This is a genomic window from Caballeronia jiangsuensis (assembly GCF_046030135.1).
In the GTDB taxonomy this organism is placed as follows: domain Bacteria; phylum Pseudomonadota; class Gammaproteobacteria; order Burkholderiales; family Burkholderiaceae; genus Caballeronia; species Caballeronia jiangsuensis.
This window is the reverse complement of sequence record NZ_JAQQDB010000023.1, coordinates 36506-56327: the sequence shown is the minus strand read 5'-3', so window position 1 is coordinate 56327 and position 19822 is coordinate 36506. Positions and strand designations below refer to the sequence as shown.

21 protein-coding genes and 3 pseudogenes are annotated in these 19822 nt (G+C 62.1%); 12 read left to right on the top strand and 12 right to left on the bottom strand.

All coding sequences use genetic code 11. The annotated features are described in order from the left end of the window. Positions 1 to 38: 38 nt before the first annotated feature. The 3 genes from metC to PQR08_RS23300 are packed head-to-tail and all read right to left on the bottom strand — an operon-like array spanning position 39 to position 2704. Positions 39 to 1229, bottom strand: a complete 1191-nt coding sequence (metC, locus tag PQR08_RS23310; RefSeq protein ID WP_250487828.1) for a cystathionine beta-lyase — start codon at positions 1227 to 1229, stop codon at positions 39 to 41. Next, the gene (locus tag PQR08_RS23305) at positions 1229 to 1852 is read right to left on the bottom strand and encodes a cysteine dioxygenase family protein (protein WP_250487827.1); all 624 of its coding nucleotides are present in this window, start codon (positions 1850 to 1852) and stop codon (positions 1229 to 1231) included. Before PQR08_RS23305 ends, metC begins: the two co-directional genes overlap by 1 nt. An 18-nt stretch (positions 1853 to 1870) precedes the next feature. Next, positions 1871 to 2704 (bottom strand): amino acid ABC transporter ATP-binding protein, encoded by an 834-nt coding sequence (locus tag PQR08_RS23300; protein WP_284509272.1) that lies wholly within the window; start codon positions 2702 to 2704, stop codon positions 1871 to 1873. A 286-nt stretch (positions 2705 to 2990) separates the two neighbouring features. Between PQR08_RS23300 and PQR08_RS23295 the strand changes: the two genes are divergently transcribed. Genes PQR08_RS23295 through PQR08_RS23285 form a run of 3 tightly spaced genes read left to right on the top strand, consistent with a single transcriptional unit; the run spans position 2991 to position 5428 of the window. Then, on the top strand, positions 2991 to 3848 hold the full coding sequence (locus tag PQR08_RS23295) for a transporter substrate-binding domain-containing protein (protein ID WP_250487826.1): 858 nt from the start codon (positions 2991 to 2993) through the stop codon (positions 3846 to 3848). A gap of 1 nt (position 3849) precedes the next feature. After that, on the top strand, positions 3850 to 4593 hold the full coding sequence (locus PQR08_RS23290; protein WP_250487870.1) for an amino acid ABC transporter permease: 744 nt from the start codon (positions 3850 to 3852) through the stop codon (positions 4591 to 4593). Further along, on the top strand, positions 4583 to 5428 hold the full coding sequence (locus PQR08_RS23285; RefSeq protein ID WP_408162433.1) for an amino acid ABC transporter permease: 846 nt from the start codon (positions 4583 to 4585) through the stop codon (positions 5426 to 5428). The genes PQR08_RS23290 and PQR08_RS23285 overlap by 11 nt, the downstream gene beginning before the upstream one ends. 4 nt (positions 5429 to 5432) lie before the next feature. Here PQR08_RS23285 and PQR08_RS23280 read toward each other — a convergent pair whose 3' ends face one another. Both PQR08_RS23280 and PQR08_RS23275 read right to left on the bottom strand, forming a co-directional pair. Beyond that, the gene (locus PQR08_RS23280) at positions 5433 to 6395 is read right to left on the bottom strand and encodes a sulfonate ABC transporter substrate-binding protein (protein WP_408162432.1); all 963 of its coding nucleotides are present in this window, start codon (positions 6393 to 6395) and stop codon (positions 5433 to 5435) included. A gap of 172 nt (positions 6396 to 6567) precedes the next feature. Further along, positions 6568 to 7101 (bottom strand): hypothetical protein, encoded by a 534-nt coding sequence (locus PQR08_RS23275; RefSeq protein WP_250487823.1) that lies wholly within the window; start codon positions 7099 to 7101, stop codon positions 6568 to 6570. Between the two features lie 71 nt (positions 7102 to 7172). Between PQR08_RS23275 and PQR08_RS23270 the strand changes: the two genes are divergently transcribed. Then, entirely contained in the window at positions 7173 to 7382 is a 210-nt protein-coding gene (locus tag PQR08_RS23270) for a dodecin (protein ID WP_408162430.1), read from the top strand. Between the two features lie 303 nt (positions 7383 to 7685). Beyond that, positions 7686 to 8099 carry an NUDIX hydrolase gene (locus PQR08_RS23265; RefSeq protein WP_408162428.1) on the top strand — a complete coding sequence of 138 codons (414 nt, stop codon included), beginning with the start codon at positions 7686 to 7688 and terminating at the stop codon, positions 8097 to 8099. Positions 8100 to 8341: 242 nt separating this feature from the next. Here the strand turns inward: PQR08_RS23265 and ssuD are convergent. Next, positions 8342 to 9474, bottom strand: a pseudogene (gene ssuD, locus PQR08_RS23260) (FMNH2-dependent alkanesulfonate monooxygenase). A 322-nt stretch (positions 9475 to 9796) separates the two neighbouring features. Here ssuD and PQR08_RS23255 point away from each other — a divergent pair. The 4 genes and pseudogenes from PQR08_RS23255 (at position 9797) to PQR08_RS23240 (ending at position 12383) form a co-directional block, all read left to right on the top strand. Next, complete coding sequence (locus tag PQR08_RS23255) at positions 9797 to 10582, top strand: methionine ABC transporter ATP-binding protein (protein ID WP_250487820.1); 786 nt, start codon at positions 9797 to 9799, stop codon at positions 10580 to 10582. A 57-nt stretch (positions 10583 to 10639) separates the two neighbouring features. Continuing rightward, positions 10640 to 10801, top strand: coding sequence for a hypothetical protein (locus tag PQR08_RS23250; RefSeq protein ID WP_250487819.1), 162 nt, complete (start codon positions 10640 to 10642; stop codon positions 10799 to 10801). After that, positions 10798 to 11718 (top strand): methionine ABC transporter permease, encoded by a 921-nt coding sequence (locus PQR08_RS23245; protein WP_408162426.1) that lies wholly within the window; start codon positions 10798 to 10800, stop codon positions 11716 to 11718. The genes PQR08_RS23250 and PQR08_RS23245 overlap by 4 nt, the downstream gene beginning before the upstream one ends. Further along, positions 11658 to 12383 (top strand): annotated as a pseudogene (locus PQR08_RS23240) (MetQ/NlpA family ABC transporter substrate-binding protein). Before PQR08_RS23245 ends, PQR08_RS23240 begins: the two are co-directional and overlap by 61 nt. 21 nt (positions 12384 to 12404) lie before the next feature. Here PQR08_RS23240 and PQR08_RS23235 read toward each other — a convergent pair. The 5 genes from PQR08_RS23235 to PQR08_RS23215 form a co-directional block, all read right to left on the bottom strand. Next, positions 12405 to 13247, bottom strand: a complete 843-nt coding sequence (locus PQR08_RS23235) for a CmcJ/NvfI family oxidoreductase (protein WP_250487817.1) — start codon at positions 13245 to 13247, stop codon at positions 12405 to 12407. A 54-nt stretch (positions 13248 to 13301) separates the two neighbouring features. Beyond that, entirely contained in the window at positions 13302 to 13514 is a 213-nt protein-coding gene (locus PQR08_RS23230; RefSeq protein WP_250487816.1) for a hypothetical protein, read from the bottom strand. 87 nt (positions 13515 to 13601) lie between these two features. Next, positions 13602 to 13826 (bottom strand): hypothetical protein, encoded by a 225-nt coding sequence (locus PQR08_RS23225; protein ID WP_250487815.1) that lies wholly within the window; start codon positions 13824 to 13826, stop codon positions 13602 to 13604. Next, positions 13823 to 15229 (bottom strand): YeiH family protein, encoded by a 1407-nt coding sequence (locus PQR08_RS23220; RefSeq protein ID WP_250487814.1) that lies wholly within the window; start codon positions 15227 to 15229, stop codon positions 13823 to 13825. Before PQR08_RS23220 ends, PQR08_RS23225 begins: the two co-directional genes overlap by 4 nt. A gap of 140 nt (positions 15230 to 15369) precedes the next feature. Beyond that, entirely contained in the window at positions 15370 to 16170 is an 801-nt protein-coding gene (locus PQR08_RS23215) for a MetQ/NlpA family ABC transporter substrate-binding protein (protein WP_250487869.1), read from the bottom strand. A gap of 329 nt (positions 16171 to 16499) precedes the next feature. On the opposite strand from PQR08_RS23215, the pseudogene PQR08_RS23210 reads away from it, so the two are divergent. The 3 genes and pseudogenes from PQR08_RS23210 (at position 16500) to PQR08_RS23200 (ending at position 19105) form a co-directional block, all read left to right on the top strand. Continuing rightward, positions 16500 to 17452 (top strand): annotated as a pseudogene (locus tag PQR08_RS23210) (aliphatic sulfonate ABC transporter substrate-binding protein). Between the two features lie 10 nt (positions 17453 to 17462). Further along, the gene (locus PQR08_RS23205) at positions 17463 to 18317 is read left to right on the top strand and encodes an ABC transporter permease (RefSeq protein ID WP_250487812.1); all 855 of its coding nucleotides are present in this window, start codon (positions 17463 to 17465) and stop codon (positions 18315 to 18317) included. Continuing rightward, complete coding sequence (locus PQR08_RS23200; RefSeq protein WP_250487811.1) at positions 18314 to 19105, top strand: ABC transporter ATP-binding protein; 792 nt, start codon at positions 18314 to 18316, stop codon at positions 19103 to 19105. Before PQR08_RS23205 ends, PQR08_RS23200 begins: the two co-directional genes overlap by 4 nt. Here the strand turns inward: PQR08_RS23200 and PQR08_RS23195 are convergent. Next, entirely contained in the window at positions 19048 to 19689 is a 642-nt protein-coding gene (locus PQR08_RS23195; protein ID WP_408162424.1) for an RBBP9/YdeN family alpha/beta hydrolase, read from the bottom strand. The two genes, PQR08_RS23200 and PQR08_RS23195, sit on opposite strands and share 58 nt — an antisense overlap. Between the last annotated feature and the right edge of the window lie 133 nt (positions 19690 to 19822).

Genomic DNA, 19822 nt, shown 5'->3' with positions numbered 1-19822 from the left:
GTTCGCATCGGCTGCCTGCGGCGATGCGCCGGCACGCATCAACCTGCAATCCGCCTGAACGCCTGCGCCAGATCTTCGATCAAATCGCGCGGGTCTTCGAGTCCGATATGCAGACGCACCACCGGCGCGTCGCCGTGCGCATAGCTGTGAACCGCGAGTCGCGAGGCCGGAGCGATCAGCGCCAGACTCTCGAAACCGCCCCACGAAGCGCCGATGCCGAACAGTCGCAAGGCATCGACGAATGCGACGGCATCGGTTTGCCGCGCGCCACGCAGCGAAAAGGACACGAGTCCGTTCGCACCATGAAAGTCGCGCTTCCACAACGTGTGTCCCGGATCGCCGGGAAGCGCCGGATAAAAGACCCGTTCGACGACATCGCGAGCGTCGGCGAGATAATGCGCGACCTCGAGCGCGTGCCGCTGATGCTGAGCCAGCCGCACGGCAAGCGTACGCAGGCCGCGCAAGGCAAGCCAGGCATCGTCGGGGCTGACGAACAGACCAAGCGAATCATGTGTCTCGGCCAGCCGCCGGGCAATGGCGTTGTTGCGCACGGCCACCGCGCCCTGCATCAGATCCGAATGGCCGCCGACATATTTCGTGATCGCCTGAATCGAAATATCCGCGCCCAGTTCGAGCGGACGATATAACAAGCCCGCGCCCCACGTGTTGTCGGCCGCCAGCAGAGCGCCGTGCGCTCGCGCAAACGCCGCCAGTGCGGGAAGGTCGATCACCTCGTACAGAAACGACGACGGCGATTCCACATAGATCAGCCGCGTATTCGGACGCACCTTGTCGGCCGGCAGGCCCGCGCCGGCGCTGATGTACGAAAACGATACGCCAAGCCTGCTCAGCAGCGGCTCCACGCGTTCACGCACCGGTCCGTAGACGCTGTCCTGCACCAGCACATGATCCCCGGGCGAGAGCAGCGCGATGAAGGTCAGCGAAATCGCCGCGAGTCCTGACGGCGCAAGCAGCAGATGCTGCGCCACTTCGAGTTCACCCAGCGCCGCTTCGAGCGCGCGATGAGTCGCCGAGCCGTGACGTCCATAAGTCGCCACCGGTTCTCCGGCTTCGCGCCGGTGATGCAGCTCGGCACGCGTCGCGTCACGTTCGAAGCGCAATGTGCTGGCGCGCACCAGCGGTACATTCACCGGCGCCACGCCATCGACGAACGGCGGCGCGCCCGCATGCAGCAGACGCGTGTAGGTTCGATCGCGCGGCGCCGACATCAGCCCACCGCCTGCGTCGAGCGCTGCATATGACTGGCGTTGTAACGCACCACGCGGCCCGTGTCCGGTTCGAATCCCAAACGTCCCGTCAGCGTTTCGAGAGGCCGGCCATACAGATGAAAATGCAGCGTCGGTGTAGCGCCATCCACATGGATGCTGTGAATGTCTTCCGGCAGAAATGCGATCGGCGTACCCGGACGCACGGCGACCTCACGATCCAGTTCGAGCCGCGCACGGTCCGGATCGGTCTGATCGTCCACCCGGCGATAGACGCGATTCAGCTCTTCCCCATGCACGGCGACGATCACCGCCCACGTGTCGTGGTTATGCGGAATCGTCGTCTTGCCGGGCAGAAGCGAGTTCAGATAGAGCGCGAAACCGTCTTCGCCCGGATTGAGCCGATAGCGCACCGACGTATCGCCACTGTCCGGCTGCGGCGGCGGGAAGTCGGCGGTATCGAAGAGGTCCTGGCTCGTAGCCAGCACGGAAAGCCGCTCGCTCAGCCGCCTGAGCGCTGCGCGTGTCACGCCCTCTTCTGCAACGATACCGCGCGCATCGTCCAGCAACGCCTGCACGCTTTCATTGCGCTTCTTTGTGATTAGTTCGTTATGCTCGGTAGTCATGGGGGATCGGGGAGATTATCAAACAGGGGTTAGCGATGCATAGCTTCGCTTCTCGCCTCTTGCGCGCTGCAGAAAGAGGCGCGTTCGCTCGTTGACCGGATTGCCGAACATGCGCTCGGCCGTTCCGTGTTCGACGATGGCGCCCTGCTCCGTAAAGAACACTTCGTCGCTGATTTCCGCGGCGAAGGCCATTTCATGTGTGACGAGCACACAGGTCTGCCCTTCCTCCGCAAGTTCGCCGATCACGTTGAGCACTTCGCCTACGGTTTCGGGATCGAGCGCGGACGTCACTTCGTCGAACAGAATCAGGTCCGGCCGCATGGCAAGCGTGCGCGCGATCGCAACGCGCTGTTGCTGACCGCCCGACAGCGCACCGGGATAGGCGCGCGCCTTGTCGGCCAGCCGAACCTTGGCGAGCAGAGCATGCGCTTCGCTTTCGGCCTGCGCACGGCTCTTGCCAAGCACGCGGCGCGGTGCAATGGTCAGGTTGTCGAGCACGCTCAGGTGCGGAAACAGGTTGTATTGCTGGAATACGAAACCAACACGCTTGCGCAATGCAGTTCGCTCTGCCTCGCTTTGCTGTGCGACCACCTCGGTTCCATCGATATGAATCGTGCCGCGTTGCGGCTTCACCAGCCCGTTGATGCAGCGCAGGATCGTCGACTTGCCCGAGCCGGAAGGCCCGATGATCGATACGGCCTGCCCGCGCTTCACGTCCAGATCGATACCGTTCAGCACCGTCACGCCGTCATACGCCAGATGCAGATCGCGGATCGACAGCAAGACGCCTGGCACATGCAGATCGGGCGCCTGCCGCGCTTCGATATCCGGGACGACAACGGCGCTATTCATGCGGCCTCCTGAATCGGCATAGTGTTCGGTAATGCGTCCGGGCGAGATACCTTCGCACGATAAAACCCGCCTCAGACCAGCCTTTGATTTTATGAAGCGTCCCGGCGCACGCTAAACAACGATTGCGCACATGCATATCGCAAACCGTGCGATGTGCCCTTGTCATTGCCGGTGATTTGCTTAGCAGATTCGTTTCGTTTCCGATGCCAGGCGATCTCGCTATCGTTCGATGCTGCCCTCGTTCGCCAAAACCGTGCGAGGCCCGTATCTCGTTCATCCGACCTGCATGATTACGACCCTATACAAAAACTGCATCCGCACGCGTCCGTTGCTTCGGTTTCCTGCGCTGATCGCCGCCCTGCTGGCAACGCTCAGCGGTCCGGCCTGCGCGGACGCCACGCTTGACCGAATCGCCTCGCGTCATGAGATCGACGTGGGTGTGATGATCGCCGGCAGTCCGTTCGGATCGCTCGATCCTCAAACGCAGCAGCCGCGCGGCATCAATGTCGATCTGGCCAACGACATCGGCAAACGGCTCGGCGTGAAGGTGAATTTAGTTTCGGTCCAACCATCGACGCGCGTACAGTTCCTTCAACAGGGCAAGGTCGATATCCTGATCGCGAATATGGAATACAACGCGCAGCGCGCGGAGATCCTGGATTACGTGCCTACGCCTTACTATCGCGTCGGCGGTACCGCCATCACCGCCAACAACAGCGGTATCACGCGCTGGGAAGATCTGCGCGGCAAGCCGGTTTGCATATCGCAGGGGAGCAGTTATATCCGTCCGGTGGTCGAGCAATACGGCGCGGTGCCGCGCGCGTTTCCGGGTGCATCGCAGTCCTTGCTGGCGCTGCGCGGCGGAAGTTGCGTCGCTGCCGTACACGATGCTGCGCCGCTTCTTTATCCCTTGCAGCAGCATGATCCCGAATGGCGGGACTATCGGACGCTGCAACCGGAGCTGATTCCGGCATCGTCGGTGATCTGGGTGCGTCAGGGCGAAAAGGATACGGTCGCGAAACTCAATGGCATTGTCGAGGACTGGCATCGCAGCGGCTTTCTGATTGCTGCCGAAGCCAAAGCGGGCTTGCCGCCCTCTCATGCGCTGGTCGAATGGCACGCGAATCTGCCCAAGGGTCCGTGAGATGAATGGATCGCTACATGCGCTGCTGAATACGGCGGCACATCACGGTCTGGACTTCCGCTTCCTGCTCGATGCCTATGACCGCGACCCTTTTCTGCATGGTCTGGCCGTGAGCATCGAAATCATCGTTGCGACGATGCTCGGAAGCGCCGTTGCCGGGATCGCGCTGCTACTGGCTTCACGCAGCCGCCACGCATGGATGGCGGCAAGTGCACGCGCATTCATCGAACTGACGCGTTGTACGCCGACCGTGGTGCAGCTTTACTGCGCGTTTCTCGTGGTGAACATGCTGATCACGCAGTGGCTGCAGCAGCACCACGCCGAGAACCCGTTCCGACCGATGTTCTGGGTCGTACTGGTGCTATCGCTGCATCAGGGCGCGTTTCATGCCGAAGCATTGCGGGCCGGGTTCGACGCAGTGCCTGCGCAGACAATCGAGGGCGCCGAGTCCCTCGGACTGGACAGGCGCACGCGTTTCTGGCGCATCGAAATGCCGCTGGCGCTGCGCACCGCACTGCCTACGCTGATCAATAACGCGGTGGAACTGGTCAAGGCTTCGTCGCTCGCCTCGGCCATCGCGGTCGGCGACATCACGTATCAATCGATCATGATCTGGACGCAGCGCGATAACGTACTCGCGCTGATGCTGCTGATCCTGCTGTTCTACGGTGCATTGACGTTGCTGGTCAGCCGCACGGGGCGCTGGCTCGAACACCGACTCTGGATTCCCGGCTATGGCACTTGATACCTTTGCGGCGCGGCGTACCGCTGAATCCCGCGCGGCTTCGAAACTATCGAACCGGATCCGCGCGGGCTCGGGCTTCGCATCCGGACCCGCTGCGATCCTCGGCGTACTCGTGTTCGGCGGATTGCTCTGGGCGGTAGCGCCCGAGTCCGGCTCGCGGATCGACACGCTGCGCCGGTTGATCGAATGGGCGCCGGCGCTGGCGCGCGGTTTCGCATTGAACGTTCTGATCAGCCTCGGCGCCGTGGCGATCGGCACCGCCATAGGCGTGATCGTCGGCGCGCTGGCCTTGTCGCACTCCGTCGCAGGCCGTCTGGCGCGTGGGTTGATTCAGGTCTTCCGCAACGCGCCCTGGCTGGTGCTCATCTACTTCACCACCTATGTCTTCCCATTCGAATTCAACCTGTTCGGCAAGATCCTGCCGTTTCCCGACTGGCTCAAAGTGACGCTTGCACTGGCCTTGCCCGCGAGCGCGAATATTGCCGAAATCTTTCGCGGAGCCATCGCCTCCACACCGAGCACCCAGTGGGACGCCGCCCGATCGCTCGCATTTTCGAGGCGCCAGGTTCTGGTTCTGATCGTGCTGCCTCAATGCGTGCGCCGCATGTTGCCGCCGTGGACCAATGTCTACGCCATCATCACGATGGGAACGGCCCTGTCCTCGCTGGTCGGCATTCATGACCTGATCGACACGGCACAGATCGCCAGCAGCACCGTGGCGCGATCGAGCTTCACGGTGCTGACTTATGTCGCGACGCTGGTGATCTTCTTCGCCTATTGCTATCCGGTATCGCGTCTGACGCGCTGGCTCGAACGGCGCGTCAGCATCGCGTGACGTTTCAGCTCAGCACCGCATCCCGGGTCGTGATCTTGCGAGGAATCAGCTTCAGGTCGAAGAACGTATCCGCGATGCGTTGCTGCTCGGCGAGAACGGGCGCATCGATCGGCTTGTAGATGTGTTCGTAGTGCTGCAAGCCGGCCTGGATGGTAGCGGCATCAAGCCCCTGGATGGGCGAGAGTTGCGCGGCGGCGGCCGCCACGTTCTGGCGCACCCACTGCCCTTCCTTGCCTAGCTCTTCCATGGTGATGCCGATCACGTCTTTGCGCTTCTGCGCGAATTCGCGCTGGCTGAGAAAGAACTGGTGATGACTGGCGACGCCATGCGCATCCGCCAGCAACCGTGCATTGCCTTGCGACTGCGCGGCCGAGAGGAACGGGTCCCAGATCGCCCATGCATCGATCGCCTGGCGTTCGAGCGCGGCGCGCGCGTCGGCGGGCGCGAGGAACGTCGGCTGAATGTCGGTGTAATCGAGGCCGTGCTTGCGCAGCAGCGCGACGATAAACCAGTGAACGTCCGAACCCTTGTTGAAGGCAACTTTCTTGCCCTTGAGATCGGCGACCGTCTTGATCGGCGAGTCCTTGGCGACGACCACGCCTTCGGCATGCGGCGTCGGCACTTCGTAGGCGGTGTAGACAAAGTCAGCGCCCGCGGCTTGCGCGAACACAGGCGGCGCTTCGCCGACATACCCGAAGTCGATCGCGCCGACGTTCAGCCCTTCGAGCAACTGCGGTCCGGCAGGAAACTCGGTCCAGGTGACCTTCACCCCGAGGGGTGCAAGCTTCTTGTCCAGCGTACCCTTGGCCTTGAGCAGCACGAGCGTGCTGGCCGCCTTTTGATAGCCGATCCGAAACTGCCCGTCTTCGTATTTGGCCCAGGACGGCAAGGCGAATCCCGCCAGTGCGGCAGGAACGGTGGCGAGGAAGGTTCGGCGGCCTTTCGAGGTCAGGCGATTCATGTTCATGCGTCCGGGAAGAGTGTTCTGAAGAATGCGCCTGCGCGGACAAAGCGCCGGGCGGCGCGGCGAGCCATGCTATCTCGCGCGGTCGAATCGGCTAAATGATGTATGGAGCTAAGCAAAGCACGCGCTGTCGCATATGCGGCGTCGTCGGAGACGCTTGCGGGATGGGCCGGCATCAGCGGCAAGGCGTGTGGATCGCCTGCAGATCCGGAAAACATCCTTTTTTGAGGCTATGGTCCAGCCGCCGCCTTGCCTCGGTGATCCGATGGAGCGGGGTCGTGGCAAGCTGGGTATCGTGCGCGCACAGGATTGCCTCGATCGACTTGCATCGAAGATCGTCGATGTGCCAGGCGTCGGGTGCGACCGGCTCTCTGATGAAGGCCTTGAGAATCGCTTCGGCCGCAAGATAGGTTTCGACCGGCGGCTCGAACCGGTTCGGATCGCAGATGAAATAGGTCAGATACAAGGTCTTGATCAGTTCGCTGATATGTTCGGCGCTGCCATATCCGTTGCGCATCGCCAGCAGCGCCAGATGGTTTCTCAACGAGACGGTTCGCACAGTCGCGGCTGACAACGGAAGCAACTGAGTTCGAGTCGGCGGCGGGCGCTTGGCCGCGTTCGTTCTTCCGGGCTTATTCGACATGACGCTAAGCTCCACGGGATGCAATCTGTCCGGCATGCGGATGCGGCAAACATTACGGTAGTGCATTGAATCATTCAGCGGGCGCGCGCCTTGCTGAGTCGTCTCCCACACTCTTTCCACTACGGCGGAGAAACCTCATGTCGGATCACGTGTACAAGCAGATCGAGCTAACCGGTTCATCGCCTGTTTCGAGCGATGACGCGGTGCGCGTCGCATTGAACAAGGCCTCGAAAACGCTGCGAAATATTCACTGGTTCCAGGTAACCGAGACACGCGGTTTGGTCGAAAATAACACTGTCGCACATTGGCAGGTCACATTGAAGGTCGGATTTCGTATTGATGATTGAACGGTCTGGGCGGCGCACAAAACAACGCGTCGTCTCGGTCTATATTCAGTAACCCGAATGAGTTTCCGAGCTGATCGAGGAACTTGTTCAGGCTGGCACAACGACCGTTTTCCTGGCTTCCCCGTTTCCCGCACTCACCCCCCATCAACACTCTTATCTACAATGTCGGGACCGGGCGCCTGATCGACGTATCCGACGCGCCGTCCGGCGTAAGCCACTATGGCGTCGACACCCATTCAGTCACCGCGAGACCTGTCACGGTTTTGTTCGGGGCTGCGTCAGGTCTTCCCTAAAGACAATGAAATGAAGAGAAGATCCACGGTCATATGCGAGCGCGACGGATATGTTCTGCTGGTGGCAAGAGAAGCGGGCCGCTGGTCCTTTCCGGGCGGGCGGCAAAAGGCCGGCGAAGACGCGGCGGACACCGCACGGCGCGAACTGCTCGAGGAAACCCGCCTCGTCGCAACCCAGATGCGCTATGCCTTCCAATTCCGCGGAATGCGCACGGGCCATTTTGTCTTTATCGCGCAGGTCGACGGCGGGGCCGAAGCGGTACCATCGAACGAGATCGCCCGCTGTCAATGGATGCGGCTCGGTGAACTGCTCCGCGTCCAGGCCAGCATTCCGACCAAGGGCATTGCAGAAATATTCCTCAAGCAGGCACGCAGCACGCGGGTTACATCCCTGCAAGAGGCCATTGGTTCGATGGCTAGCTGAGCCGTGCATCAACGCAGATAAGCGTCATTTGCGTGCGAGATGCTTTCTCTCGCGCAACCATTCCCGCCCCGCGTACACCACGGAAAATACCCCGATAAGCAACGCCGCGACGGCCAGCGATTCATCATCGGGGTCGGGCACGATCAGTGATCCGCGTCACCATAATGCGGCGGTCACGGTCATCAAAAGACCGAACGCGACACCCCATGCGGGACCGGCTTTCGCGGCGCTTTTTCCGTCACTCATGATCGCTTGCCGTCGACTGCGCGGATGTCGAATGCACCGCCGGTCTGCCGCGCATCGGTGGTCACGCGGCCTTTGCCTGGCAGCAGCGGAAACACCAGTTCGGCAAAGCGATACGCTTCCTCCAGATGAGGATAGCCCCACAGCACGAAGCTATCCGCGCCCGCTCCCACGTACTCCTGCAAACGTGCCGCGACGGTTTGCGCATCACCTACCAGCGCCGTGCCCGCTCCTCCGCGTACCAGTCCGACACCCGCCCACAGATTCGGGCTGATCTCCAGCCGATCGCGCCGGCCGCCGTGCAATTCGGCCATGCGTCGCTGGCCGACCGAATCCATGCGGGCGAAATTCTGCTGCGAACGCGCGATGTCTTCATCGGACAGGCGACTGATCAGGGAATCCGCCGCGGCCCACGCTTCCTCGTTGGTTTCGCGCACGATCACATGGAGGCGCACGCCGAAGCGCAGTTGCCGTCCGCGACGCGCGGCGCGTTCGCGCACGTCGGCGAATTTTTCGGCGACTGCGGCAGGCGGCTCACCCCATGTCAGATAAGTGTCGACATGTTCGGCCGCGATTTCGTGTGCCGCTTCCGACGATCCGCCGAAATACAGTGGCGGATAGGGCTTCTGCACGGGCTCATGGAAATTCCTGGCGCCGCGCACGCGCACATGTTTGCCGTCGAAGTCGATCGACTCGCCCGAGAACAGCTTGCGCCACACGCCGAGAAATTCGTCGGCATATTCGTAGCGCTGTTCGTGATCCAGAAAAAAACGCCGTCGGCGGCGAGTTCCGTCGCATCGCCGCCGGGCACGACATTGAGCAGCAGGCAGCCGCCCAGCGCTTCGTCCAGCGTGGCCGCCTGACGCGCCGATGCGGTGACATTGCCAAGCGACGTGCGCAGCGCAACCAGCAGCTTGATCCGTCGCGTAACGGCGACGAGACTGGCGGCCGTCACCCACGGATCGAGACAGCTGCTGCCAGTGGGAATCAGCAGACCGTCGTAACCGAGTTCGTCTGCGGCGACCGCGACCTGACGCATATACGCATTGGTCGGCGCGCGGCCGAAATCGGACACGCCGAGATAGCGGGTATCGCCCGAGGTCGGCAGAAACCAGAATATGTCGACACTCATTTTGCACTCCAGAACAGCGTGTGACGGGCCATGATAGCGTCGTGAGGTCGCCCGTTTGGGCAAATGGTACCTGCAATTATGCGTTCCGCAATACGGGCGCTTCTTCGCACCGTGAGCGATTTGGATATAAAAATTGATTCGTTGAATACGACGATCAGACAGCCAACAATCACGCTCTCGCCAACGCGGAACCGGCTGGCATCGGCAGCCCGATCGTCCCGCGCACAGCCCCCTGGAATTACCCTTCTGACCTGCGCGAACGTTCGCGCGTGCTTCCCCTTTTTTCTTCCATCACTTTCAGGGCGCGCAGGCGCTTCGCCAGATGAGCAATGTCTTTACGCTGGAGCATGTGAGCAAAACCTTCAGCAGGGCCGGCGAGTCCATCCACGCACTCGACGACGTTTCGCTCGACATTCCTGCCGGCTCGTTCTACGGAATCGTCGGCACCTCGGGCGCTGGAAAGAGCACGCTGTTGCGCCTGCTCAACCTGCACGACAAGCCCACCGCCGGTTCGATCCGATTCCACGACACGGCGCTCGCGGATTTGCAAGGACCCGCGCTGCGCGCCTATCTCAGCAAGGTGGCGACGGTATTCCAGCACTTCAATCTCTTTCACGGCAAGACCGTGGCCGAGAATATCGAACTGCCGCTCGCGGTGCGCGGCGTGTCGCGTGCAATACGCCGCAGCAAGGCAGCGGAACTAATCGAGCTGGTCGGCCTGCAAGGCAAGGAGCGCGCCTATCCGTCACAGTTGTCGGGCGGACAGACGCAGCGCGTGGGTATTGCGCGGGCGCTCGTCGCTGACGCCGAAGTCCTGCTCTGCGACGAAGCCACCAGCGCCCTCGATTCCGATACGACCATGGTCGTCCTCGATCTGTTGCTGAGACTCAAACGCCAGTTGAATCTGACCATCGTGCTCATCACGCATTCGTGGCATGTGGTCCGTTACGCCGCCGATATCGTCACGCTCGTGCAAAAGGGCCGCGCTGTCGAAACCGGCGCCGTGCGCGATCTGCTGCACGACGCGGACTCGTGGCTGGGACGTCAATACTGCCCGCGCCGGATCTGGGCCCGGCACCCTCGAATGGTTGGATTCGCTACGAACTGATCCTCGCGGACGTAAGAGAACAAAGCACTTTTCTCCGATGTCGCGCGTCGCCTGGATGTGACCGCCTCGGTCGTATCGGGCAGTGTCGAGCGACTCGGCGGAACGGAAGCCGCACGTTTCAAGGTGGATTTCGATCTGCGCGACAAACAGCCGACCATCCGCGATACGCTTTCCTCGATGCTGCGTGAAAAGAGCATCGTGCTCGGCAAGGTGGCATGATGGTCCGCGACTGGAAACAATACATTCCCGATTTCTGGGTCGCACTCGGGCAGACGCTTTACATGGCCACGCTCTCCGGCGTGCTGGTCATCTCGCTCGGTATTGCGATCGGCCTGCTGCTGTATCTCAGCGCGCCCGACTCCTGGAAGCCGCGCCCGGTGCTTTATCAGGTGGTCAACACCATCGTCAATGTAGGCCGGTCGATTCCATTCATCATCATGATCGTCATTCTCATACCCGTGACGCGGATGGTGATCGGTACGCCGCTCGGCCCGGTCGCCGCGCTGTTTCCGCTCACGGTGGGCTTCACGCCGTTTTGCTCGCGACTGATCGAATCCAACTTGCGCGAACTGGATCAGGGGCGCATCGAAGCGGCGCGCGTCATCGGCGTGACCACGCGCCAGTTCATTTTCCGCATTCTGCTGCCTGAGTCGCTGTCGGGGATCATCGCCTCGGCAACCATCATTCTGGTCGGTCTGGTCGAAGGCACAGCGGTTGCCGGTGCGATCGGCGCGGGTGGCGTAGGAGATTTTCGCCCTCACCTATGGTTATCAGCGCGGGTTCACCCAGCTGATCCTGATCGCCGTGGTGTCGATGGTTCTGATCGTCAAGGTCATTCAGATCACAGGCGATGTGTGGATCAGACTCAGACGGCACAAACGTTGATACGACTTTTACCAGTACTCCCAAGGAAATCACCATGTTCCAGCGCGCCGTATCCGGCCAATCCATTGTTGCTGCCGTCGCCTTGTCTTTCAGCTGTGCATTCACCGCGGTTGCGCCGACGGCGGCTCGCGCAGCCGCTGTCTCCGGCGAGCCGCTCAAAGTCTACGTCACCCCCACGCCGCAAGGCGACGTGCTGCGCTACGTGCAGAAACTCGCCGATCAGGACGGCAGCGGCCTCAAGCTCAAGGTGATCGAGAGCAGTCAGGGACTCGACTCGAATCAGTTGCTGTTCAAGGGCGACGTGGATGCCAATCTCATTCAACACCGGCCTTATTTCAATTCGTGGATCGCCGTGCACCCTTAAGCCAAAGGTCAGATCGTGAATGTGGCGACAGTGCTGATCAACGTCTTCGGGCTGTATTCGTCCAAATATCGCTCGGTAAAGGATATTCCGGATGGCGCTTCGCTGCTGGTGCCCAATGAACGGACCAACCTGCCGCGCGCGCTCTTCATTTTGCAGAACGACGGTCTCATCAAGCTCAGTTACCCGAAGTCCGATGGCTCGTCTTCGGCGGTAGCCATCGACGAAAAGAATATCGTCGCCAACCCGAAGCATCTGAAATTCATTCCGACCGAAACGCAATTGCGCGCCAAGTCCTTGCCGGATGTTCAGGCCTCGTTCATCAATGGCGATATCGCGCTGACCAACGACGTCGATCCGTCGACGGCGCTGTCGATCGAAGACAAGCAGAATAATCCGTATGCCAACGTGCTGACGACGCGCCGCGAACTGGTCAAGGACCCGCGCATTCAACTGCTGATCAACTACCTGACCGGTCACAAGGTCGCGCGTTTCATCAACGACAATTACAAGGGCTTCGTCGCGCCCGTGCAGGCGCGACTGGTTCAGCAGTGAGCATGAAGGCGTGCGGGGCGGTCAGAAAAACAGTAGCGTGCGCAGTTCGATACTGCGGCGCGGCCGCGCATCCGGCGGCGAGGAAGGATCGTCGAAGGCCGTGTGCGCGGTGAAACGCGCCACGCCGTCGCCGGCCGAATCGTAGATCTTGATCAGGATGGCTTCATCGGGCGACATCTGCGGGAAGTAGTACCAGCGATGCTGCGCGTTGTGAACGAAGGCGTAGGTCTCGCCCGTCATGGTCGGATAGATGAAGTCCTGCGCGACCGCATCGCGCGCATCGATGCTGCGCGAATCGCACAGAGCGAGCGGCGAAGATTCCACCGGCTCGCCGATCGGACGCCAGAGATTGACGATGGCGAAGCGCCCGCGCAAGAGCTGGGCGGCTTCATCGGCGGGCAGATGATCGCGCACGCGGCGCGGACCGGAAACGAAGGTCTGGTCGTTGTGAATCAGATGCACCGGCTCCTTTACGCCGCCGGAGCGTGACGCGCTGTCATCGCGCAAAGTGTGGTCAAAGATGACCACGCGGTTCGCACCGGTCCACTGTATGAGCAGCCGTTCAGATTGCGCGTAGTAGGCCGAACGAATCGACGCCTCATCCGAATAGTCGCTTACGGCGCTTCGCTCGCGATGCAGTTCGAAGCCGTTCCGGTCCAGCGATAGGCCGGCCGGCGGCGGACGCAGGCGCGCATTCGCAATCTTTACCGCATGCGTACGATATTCCCCGGTGCGGCGCGGCACACCCGGCGGCGGTTCGTAGGCGTACGAACTCGGCTTGACGCCGGTAGGCACCAGATAATTCAGACTGGCCTCGACTTCCGTCAACTGCTCAACCGGCCGCTCGATGATGACGTCGCTCATTGCGTGACTCCGCGCGGGCAACCCGCTTTTTCCTGTGAAAAGATCGGCAGGCCCTCAATGCCGCGGCGTTTCGAAGCCATCGACCGTGTGACCGATATCGAAATAGCCTGCGCGTGCATAGACGGCGATATCGGCAAGCTGCTCGGCGCGGGTAACACGATCCGTAACGCGATCGCGCCCGGCGTTCCCGGCATGCGCGTCGGGTGCCGGCGTGCGGCGAGCCGGATGCGATACCACCCGCCAGCATTGCGTAAGAAAATGGGACATGCTCGCCTCCCGCGTGACCTGATCATTCAATCTAGGCCGCTGGAAACGGTCCCACAACCAAGCGATTCTGCAATGCATTGCACGACATCATGGATGTGCGGATGCCGCCCGCCGCTCAAACGACGCACAGCGATCGCGCGGCATCACCAGCACGTCGTGCAGCAGGCACAGACGGCTTTCACCTACGCTCGCGCCGTATGCCGAACCGAACGACGCCAGCCCCGCAATCCGCCGCTCCAGCAAGGCGCGGTCATCGGCACGATGCACACAGGATGCGCACGTGGCCGGCGAGGCGGCGTCGCAGGCGCTCATTGACCGAGCGCCGCCCAATACGGCGCAAACACGTGGACCGACAGCAGATAGCCGATCACGACATTGACCACGACGCCTGCCGTGAAGGCCACCAGCGGCTTGCCGCCCGCACCGGCAAGCAAGGAAAATCGCGTGGTCAGTCCGATGCTCAGAAAGCAGAAGGTGAAGGCCCATGTGCGCAGCGCAACGATAGGCGCCACGAACGCGGGTGTCACGACGCTGCGATAGTCGGCCAGCGAATAATGCGAGGCGACCCACGTGACGCTCGCCGAGGCAATCACGAAGCCGATGACGAACTTGGGAAAGCGGCTCCATATCTCGCCTGCGTGCGGCCTGGCTTGCACGCCATCGGCGGCGTCCCGCTCCCATCGCGTGGTCGCGATGATCGCCAGCACGAAGGCCCAGATACCGATCCAGATATCGCGTCCGACCACCTTCATCAACACGAACGCCTGCAACGATGCTTCCGGCGCACCGGCGACTGCGCCGGCTGCGTGCCGCGCGTAATCGCCGTATGCCTGTGCGGCGGCGATCCCTGCCGCATCCGCGAATTCCGACGTCCCGATCCACGCGCCCGCGATACCGGTCGGCAGACCGAGCACGCGCGACACGGCGGGCAGCGCAAACACCATCACGATTGCCCAGATCACCACCAGCGTAATCGCCACCGACGCTTGCTCGCGCCGCGCCCGCACGGCGCCGGCAATCGCAATCGCCGCAGATACGCCGCACACCGCGCCACCCACGCCCAGCACGGCGGCAAAACGCTTGTCGATCGACAAGGCGCGCGCCACGCCGTAAATCACGAAGAACGTCACCAGCGAAACGATGGTCGCCTGCCCGATCGCAACCGGTCCCGCCCACACGATCAGTGTCAGCGGCAGCGTTGCGCCCAGCAGGACGATGCCCACCTTGATATAGAACTCGACGCGCAGGGCCGGTGCGAGCCAGGCCGGCAGCGTGAACAGATTCGACACCACCAGTCCGAGCGCCAGCGCAATCAGCGGCGGCTCCAGGTTATAGGTGCTCGCCTGAGCCCATGCGCCTGCGGCGAAAATAATCGCCGAGGCGACGAACACCACGAAAAAACCCGCCAGAAAGCGACCCACGGGCAATCCCAGCGCACCGATCGCTAACGAGAACGCGGCGGCAAATACGACGAAAAGCGCGATATACCCGTTCGCATGACTCGCGAGGTCGCCCGTGAGCTGAGTCACGCTCGACCATTTCGCAGGCGCGACCGCCAGCCACTTGATGCTGCTGCCCGCAGCGAACGACGCGTAGGCCACCACGATCGCCAGCAGCCCGATGCCGACGGCCCACCAGTCCTCGGTGCCGATGGGCTGCCGCGCTTCGGTGAGCGGAGCATCGCCCGCATCGCCGGTGATGGATCGGTTGCTCATTGTTTTCCCCTCGTGCGTTGTCTAGACGTCTCAGTATGAAATCGTCGCAAGAACGGGGGAAATGACTTTTTTGTCTTTGTTTATAGCCGCGAGTCAGACAAGGATTTCGCCTGATTGCATTCCAGCATCATGGGCATGCGTCAGTTCGCGGGTTTGGAAAATCCCGCGAAACGCTCGTCGATCACCCGTTTGAATTCCTCCGAACGATAGGCATTGGCGATGTCCTTCACATACGGCTTGTTCAGGTCTGCCGTACGCACGGCGACAAGGTTCAGGTAGTACGGCGGGATCTTTTCGAGCAGCAGCGCGTCTGGAAGCTTCAATCCCGCCGCCAGCGCGAAGTTGCCGTTGACGAAGGCGTAATCCACATCGTCCAGCGAACGCGGTAACTGGGCGGCTTCCAGCGGAACGAGCCTGATTTTGTGAGGATTGCTGGCGATATCGCGCTCCGACGACTTCACCGGATCGACGCCGGGCTTCAGCGTCACCCAGCCGAGTTGCTGCAACAGAATGATGGCGCGCGCCTGGTTGGTGACGTCGTTGGGCAAGGACACCGTGGCACCCTCCTTCAGTTCGTTCAGGCTTTTGTGCTTGTGGCTGTACAAGCCGATTGGTGCGGTCGGCACCTTCACGAGCTCGGACAGCGCCAGCTTGTGATCCGCGGAAAATTTCTTCAGATACACCTCGTGCTGAAAGGCGTTGGCATCGAGCGCGCCATCCGCGAGCGCGAGATTCGGCTGCACATAGTCGCTGAATTCGACGATGCTCACCTTGTAGCCTTCTTTCTCGAGCTGCGGCTTGATTCCATAGCGGATCTGATCCGAATACGGGCCCGCCGTGGCGCCGAAACGAATCTCCGGTTTGCTCGGATCGGCGGCATGCGCGTGGGCGATGAAACATGCGCTCAGCAAAAGGGCCAGCAAGGCATTCGATTTCTTCATAAGGTTCTCCTCTGCGCTTCGCTCTTGGGTCGCGACGCATTCGTTGTCGATGTGGCGCACAAGCTTACAAACCCGTGGCGAAAAGCCAAACCAAGGAATCAATCTATCAATTTGCGGATTGCTTATGGATGAGCCGCGGCAGGATCTGAAACAACGTCTTCGCTTATGACGCCGGCAGCTTTTCAAACGTCGATTCCTTGGTTCCCGGCGTCTTATGGCGAAGGTAGATTCAAGAGTTGATCCGCGTTCGCGGCATTTCGTTTTCTCCGGAGATCCCACCGATGAAGCTGTCCTGGTCTCGCGTGCTGCGCCACGCGGCCCTGCTGATGATGTCGCTTACCAGCCTGGTTGCGCTTCAAGCACGCGCCACGACGACGGCCGCGCCTGCAGAAATTCGCGTCGACTACGCGTATTACTCACCGGAGAGTCTCGTCATCAAACATTTCGGCTGGCTCGAAGAAGAGTTCAAGCCGGATCAGACGTCGATACGCTGGGTATTGAGCCTCGGTTCGAATCGGGCGCTCGAATATCTGAATAGCGGCGCGGTGGATTTCGGCTCTACTGCCGGGCTCGCCGCCGTACTCGGCCGCGCCAACGGCAATCCGATCCGCACGGTCTACGTGTTCTCGCGTCCCGAGTGGACCGCGCTGGTCGTGAGCAAGGATTCGCCGATCCATTCCTTGGCCGATCTCAAGGGCAAGAAGATTGCCGCCACGCGCGGCACCGATCCGTTTCTCTTCACGCTTCGGGCGCTGAAGACGGCCGGTCTCTCGCGCGACGATGTGGAGATCGTCAACCTCCAGCATCCCGATGGCCGTGTCGCTCTGGTGAAAGGACAAGTGGACGCCTGGGCCGGACTCGATCCTCACATGGCGCGGCTCAGGTCGATGACGGCGCGCGTCTGCTGTATCGCAATGTCGGCTTCAACACGTATGGATTCCTGAACGTACGCGAGGCTTTTGCGAATCAGTATCCGCAAGCGGTGGGACGTGTACTGAAGGTGTATGAGAAGGCCCGCGTCTGGATCGTCGCGCATCCGGATGACACGGCGAAGATTCTTGCCGATGAGTCGAAGGTGTCGCTTCCGGTTGCGAAAGTGCAACTCGAACGCAATGACTTCAGCGACCCCGTGCCCGGCGATACGCAGCGGGCAGCGCTCAAAGCCGCTGCACCCATTCTGACCGATGAACAACTGGTGAAGTCAGGCGTCGATCCGGCCAAGGTCGTCGATGCACTGATCGACCCGGCGTTCGCGCGGCCCGTCGCCGCCGCCTCCCGTTAAAGCGCTGGCAATGAACGACACCGCCGCCCGCCGCGATACTCTGGTTTCTGCAAGCGCATCTGCCGGGACGGAGAAACCGCGACATACGCTGCGGCGCTGGCGAATCGCGGGCATGGCGTTGCCGTTCGCGTTGCTTGCACTCATCGAACTCGCCGTGCGCGCGGGCTGGCTGCCCGATCATCTCGTGCCTGCGCCGAGCGAGATCTTCTCCACGCTCAGCCGCATGGGGATGACGCGGCTCGCGCGCCATGTCGGGGCCAGCACGCTACGGGTATTCGCGGGCTTCGGCGCGGGCGCGCTGCTCGCACTGGTCATCGGCGGCGCGATGGGCCTGTTGCAACGCATCGAGGCACTCTTCGAACCGAGCTTCCAGGCGCTGCGCTCCATTCCATCGCTGGCATGGGTGCCGGTCCTGCTGCTCTGGATGGGGATCGACGAGGCACCGAAGATTACGCTGATCGCGATCGGCGCGTTTTTCCCGGTGCATCTCGCGGTGGTCGCGGGCATTCACGGCGTCGACCGCAAACTTGTCGAACTCGGCGCGGTGTATCGCCTCGGTCCGTTTGCGCTGTTCCGGCGTATTCTGCTGCCCGCCGCGCTGCCGCAGATCGTCACCGGCCTGCGTACGGGCCTGAGTCTCGCGTGGATGTTCATGGTCGCCGCCGAACTGATCGCGGCCACGCGCGGGCTCGGCTACATGCTGAGCGACGGCCGCGAAACGGGCCGTCCGGACCTGGTGTTCGGCGCCATTCTGTTGCTGGCCCTGCTCGGCAAACTGACCGATGGCGCCATGCGTCATATCGAGGCGCGCCTGCTGTCCTGGCGCGACGCGTTCGACGGCGCAGCACGCCGGGGAGCACGATGAACACCTTATCGCCTGTATTGCCTGTATTGCTCGATGCTCACGTCGCCCGCAAGCGCTACGGCGCGCACACGGTCATCGCCGATGTGGGCCTGCAGGTGCGGCGTGGTGAGATCGTGTGTCTGGTCGGCCCGAGCGGTTGCGGCAAGAGCACGCTGCTGCGTATCGTGGCGGGACTGGACGCCGATTTTCGCGGCACGGTCACGCTCGGCGGCCTGGCGCTCGACGGTCCGTCCACGCGTGTCGGCGTGATCTTTCAGGAGCCGCGCCTGTTGCCGTGGCTCACGGTGGCGGACAACGTAGGCTTTGCGGCAGGCCGTCATGGCGGGCGCGATCCGCGCGTCATGCATCTGCTGACCGAAGTGGGCCTGGGCAGCTTCGCGCACGCGCTTCCGTCTGCGCTGTCGGGCGGGATGGCGCAGCGTGCCGCGATCGCGCGCGGCTTGTTCGGCGAGCCGGAGCTGCTGCTGCTCGATGAACCCTTCAGCGCCGTCGATGCCATGACGCGCATGCACTTGCAGTCATTGCTGCTCGATGTCGTCGCGCGTCACGGCACCAGCGCGATCGTCGTCACGCACGATCTCGACGAGGCGCTGTATCTCGGTGACCGCGTACTGATGCTCGCCGCGGAACCGGGGCGCATAGACGGTGAAATCACGGTCGGTGTGCCGCGCCCGCGCGACCGGCGCGACCCTGAACTGGCGCGCCTGCGCACCCGGCTATTCGATGCTTTTCATCGCTTCTGGGAAGCCTCGGCGACCGACACCCGGCGATCGTCGGTCGAGACCTGACGCGCGAACGTTTCGATTGCATGCCGGGCCAGCGGCCACGGGCCGAATCCTGCCGATGCATCGATATGTCCCGCATCGCCGAGATTGACGAATGCGCTGTTCCAGCGCTGCGCCAGACTGCGTGCTTTCTCGATCGGCATCCAGGGATCGGTGGTGCTGCCGATGACGACCGAAGGAACGTCGAGCCGCCGTGCATCGAATGCGCCGGCCGAGCGGAAGCCTTCCGGACTGCCGGGCGCCACCATCAGCACCCCGAGAACGGTCGCACCGGGCAGATAAAACGCGCCATGCGGAAGATGCGAAAGCGCATGTGCGGTAGCAAGACATCCGAAGCCGTGCGACGCAAGGACGACGGCACCCGATATTTCCGCCAGTGCATGACGCACGGCCTCGCTCCACGCGCCGAGCTGGGCGGCGTCGCGCCCTCGCTGCCTGACGCGCACGGCTCGCTTCACCTGCTCTTCGAGCCACGTCTGCCAATGCGTATCGTCGCTGCCATGCAGTCCCGGAACGGTGACGAGCGTGATGGGTGGAGCGGCCGGCCTATGGTTCGCGCCCGGAGACCCGCTCGGGATATCACTCATGACTCACCCCGTCACATGACGACATATCGAGACTCGATTCTCAGGGGATGAAGCGTTCGGGCGAACTAACATATCTTCATTTCTTTATGGTGACCTTCGATCGTCGCCGCGTGATGCCTTTCGTTGGTGCGGG

Excerpts from the sequence above, each read along its gene's own strand:
- metC (WP_250487828.1), bottom strand. The coding sequence starts at position 1,229 with ATGTCGGCGCCGCGCGATCGAACCTACACGCGTCTGCTGCATGCGGGC.
- PQR08_RS23305 (WP_250487827.1), bottom strand. The coding sequence starts at position 1,852 with ATGACTACCGAGCATAACGAACTAATCACAAAGAAGCGCAATGAAAGC.
- PQR08_RS23300 (WP_284509272.1), bottom strand. The coding sequence starts at position 2,704 with ATGAATAGCGCCGTTGTCGTCCCGGATATCGAAGCGCGGCAGGCGCCC.
- PQR08_RS23295 (WP_250487826.1), top strand. The coding sequence starts at position 2,991 with ATGATTACGACCCTATACAAAAACTGCATCCGCACGCGTCCGTTGCTT.
- PQR08_RS23290 (WP_250487870.1), top strand. The coding sequence starts at position 3,850 with ATGAATGGATCGCTACATGCGCTGCTGAATACGGCGGCACATCACGGT.
- PQR08_RS23285 (WP_408162433.1), top strand. The coding sequence starts at position 4,583 with ATGGCACTTGATACCTTTGCGGCGCGGCGTACCGCTGAATCCCGCGCG.
- PQR08_RS23280 (WP_408162432.1), bottom strand. The coding sequence starts at position 6,395 with ATGAACATGAATCGCCTGACCTCGAAAGGCCGCCGAACCTTCCTCGCC.
- PQR08_RS23275 (WP_250487823.1), bottom strand. The coding sequence starts at position 7,101 with ATGCACTACCGTAATGTTTGCCGCATCCGCATGCCGGACAGATTGCAT.
- PQR08_RS23270 (WP_408162430.1), top strand. The coding sequence starts at position 7,173 with ATGTCGGATCACGTGTACAAGCAGATCGAGCTAACCGGTTCATCGCCT.
- PQR08_RS23265 (WP_408162428.1), top strand. The coding sequence starts at position 7,686 with ATGAAGAGAAGATCCACGGTCATATGCGAGCGCGACGGATATGTTCTG.
- PQR08_RS23255 (WP_250487820.1), top strand. The coding sequence starts at position 9,797 with ATGAGCAATGTCTTTACGCTGGAGCATGTGAGCAAAACCTTCAGCAGG.
- PQR08_RS23245 (WP_408162426.1), top strand. The coding sequence starts at position 10,798 with ATGATGGTCCGCGACTGGAAACAATACATTCCCGATTTCTGGGTCGCA.
- PQR08_RS23235 (WP_250487817.1), bottom strand. The coding sequence starts at position 13,247 with ATGAGCGACGTCATCATCGAGCGGCCGGTTGAGCAGTTGACGGAAGTC.
- PQR08_RS23230 (WP_250487816.1), bottom strand. The coding sequence starts at position 13,514 with ATGTCCCATTTTCTTACGCAATGCTGGCGGGTGGTATCGCATCCGGCT.
- PQR08_RS23225 (WP_250487815.1), bottom strand. The coding sequence starts at position 13,826 with ATGAGCGCCTGCGACGCCGCCTCGCCGGCCACGTGCGCATCCTGTGTG.
- PQR08_RS23220 (WP_250487814.1), bottom strand. The coding sequence starts at position 15,229 with ATGAGCAACCGATCCATCACCGGCGATGCGGGCGATGCTCCGCTCACC.
- PQR08_RS23215 (WP_250487869.1), bottom strand. The coding sequence starts at position 16,170 with ATGAAGAAATCGAATGCCTTGCTGGCCCTTTTGCTGAGCGCATGTTTC.
- PQR08_RS23205 (WP_250487812.1), top strand. The coding sequence starts at position 17,463 with ATGAACGACACCGCCGCCCGCCGCGATACTCTGGTTTCTGCAAGCGCA.
- PQR08_RS23200 (WP_250487811.1), top strand. The coding sequence starts at position 18,314 with ATGAACACCTTATCGCCTGTATTGCCTGTATTGCTCGATGCTCACGTC.
- PQR08_RS23195 (WP_408162424.1), bottom strand. The coding sequence starts at position 19,689 with ATGAGTGATATCCCGAGCGGGTCTCCGGGCGCGAACCATAGGCCGGCC.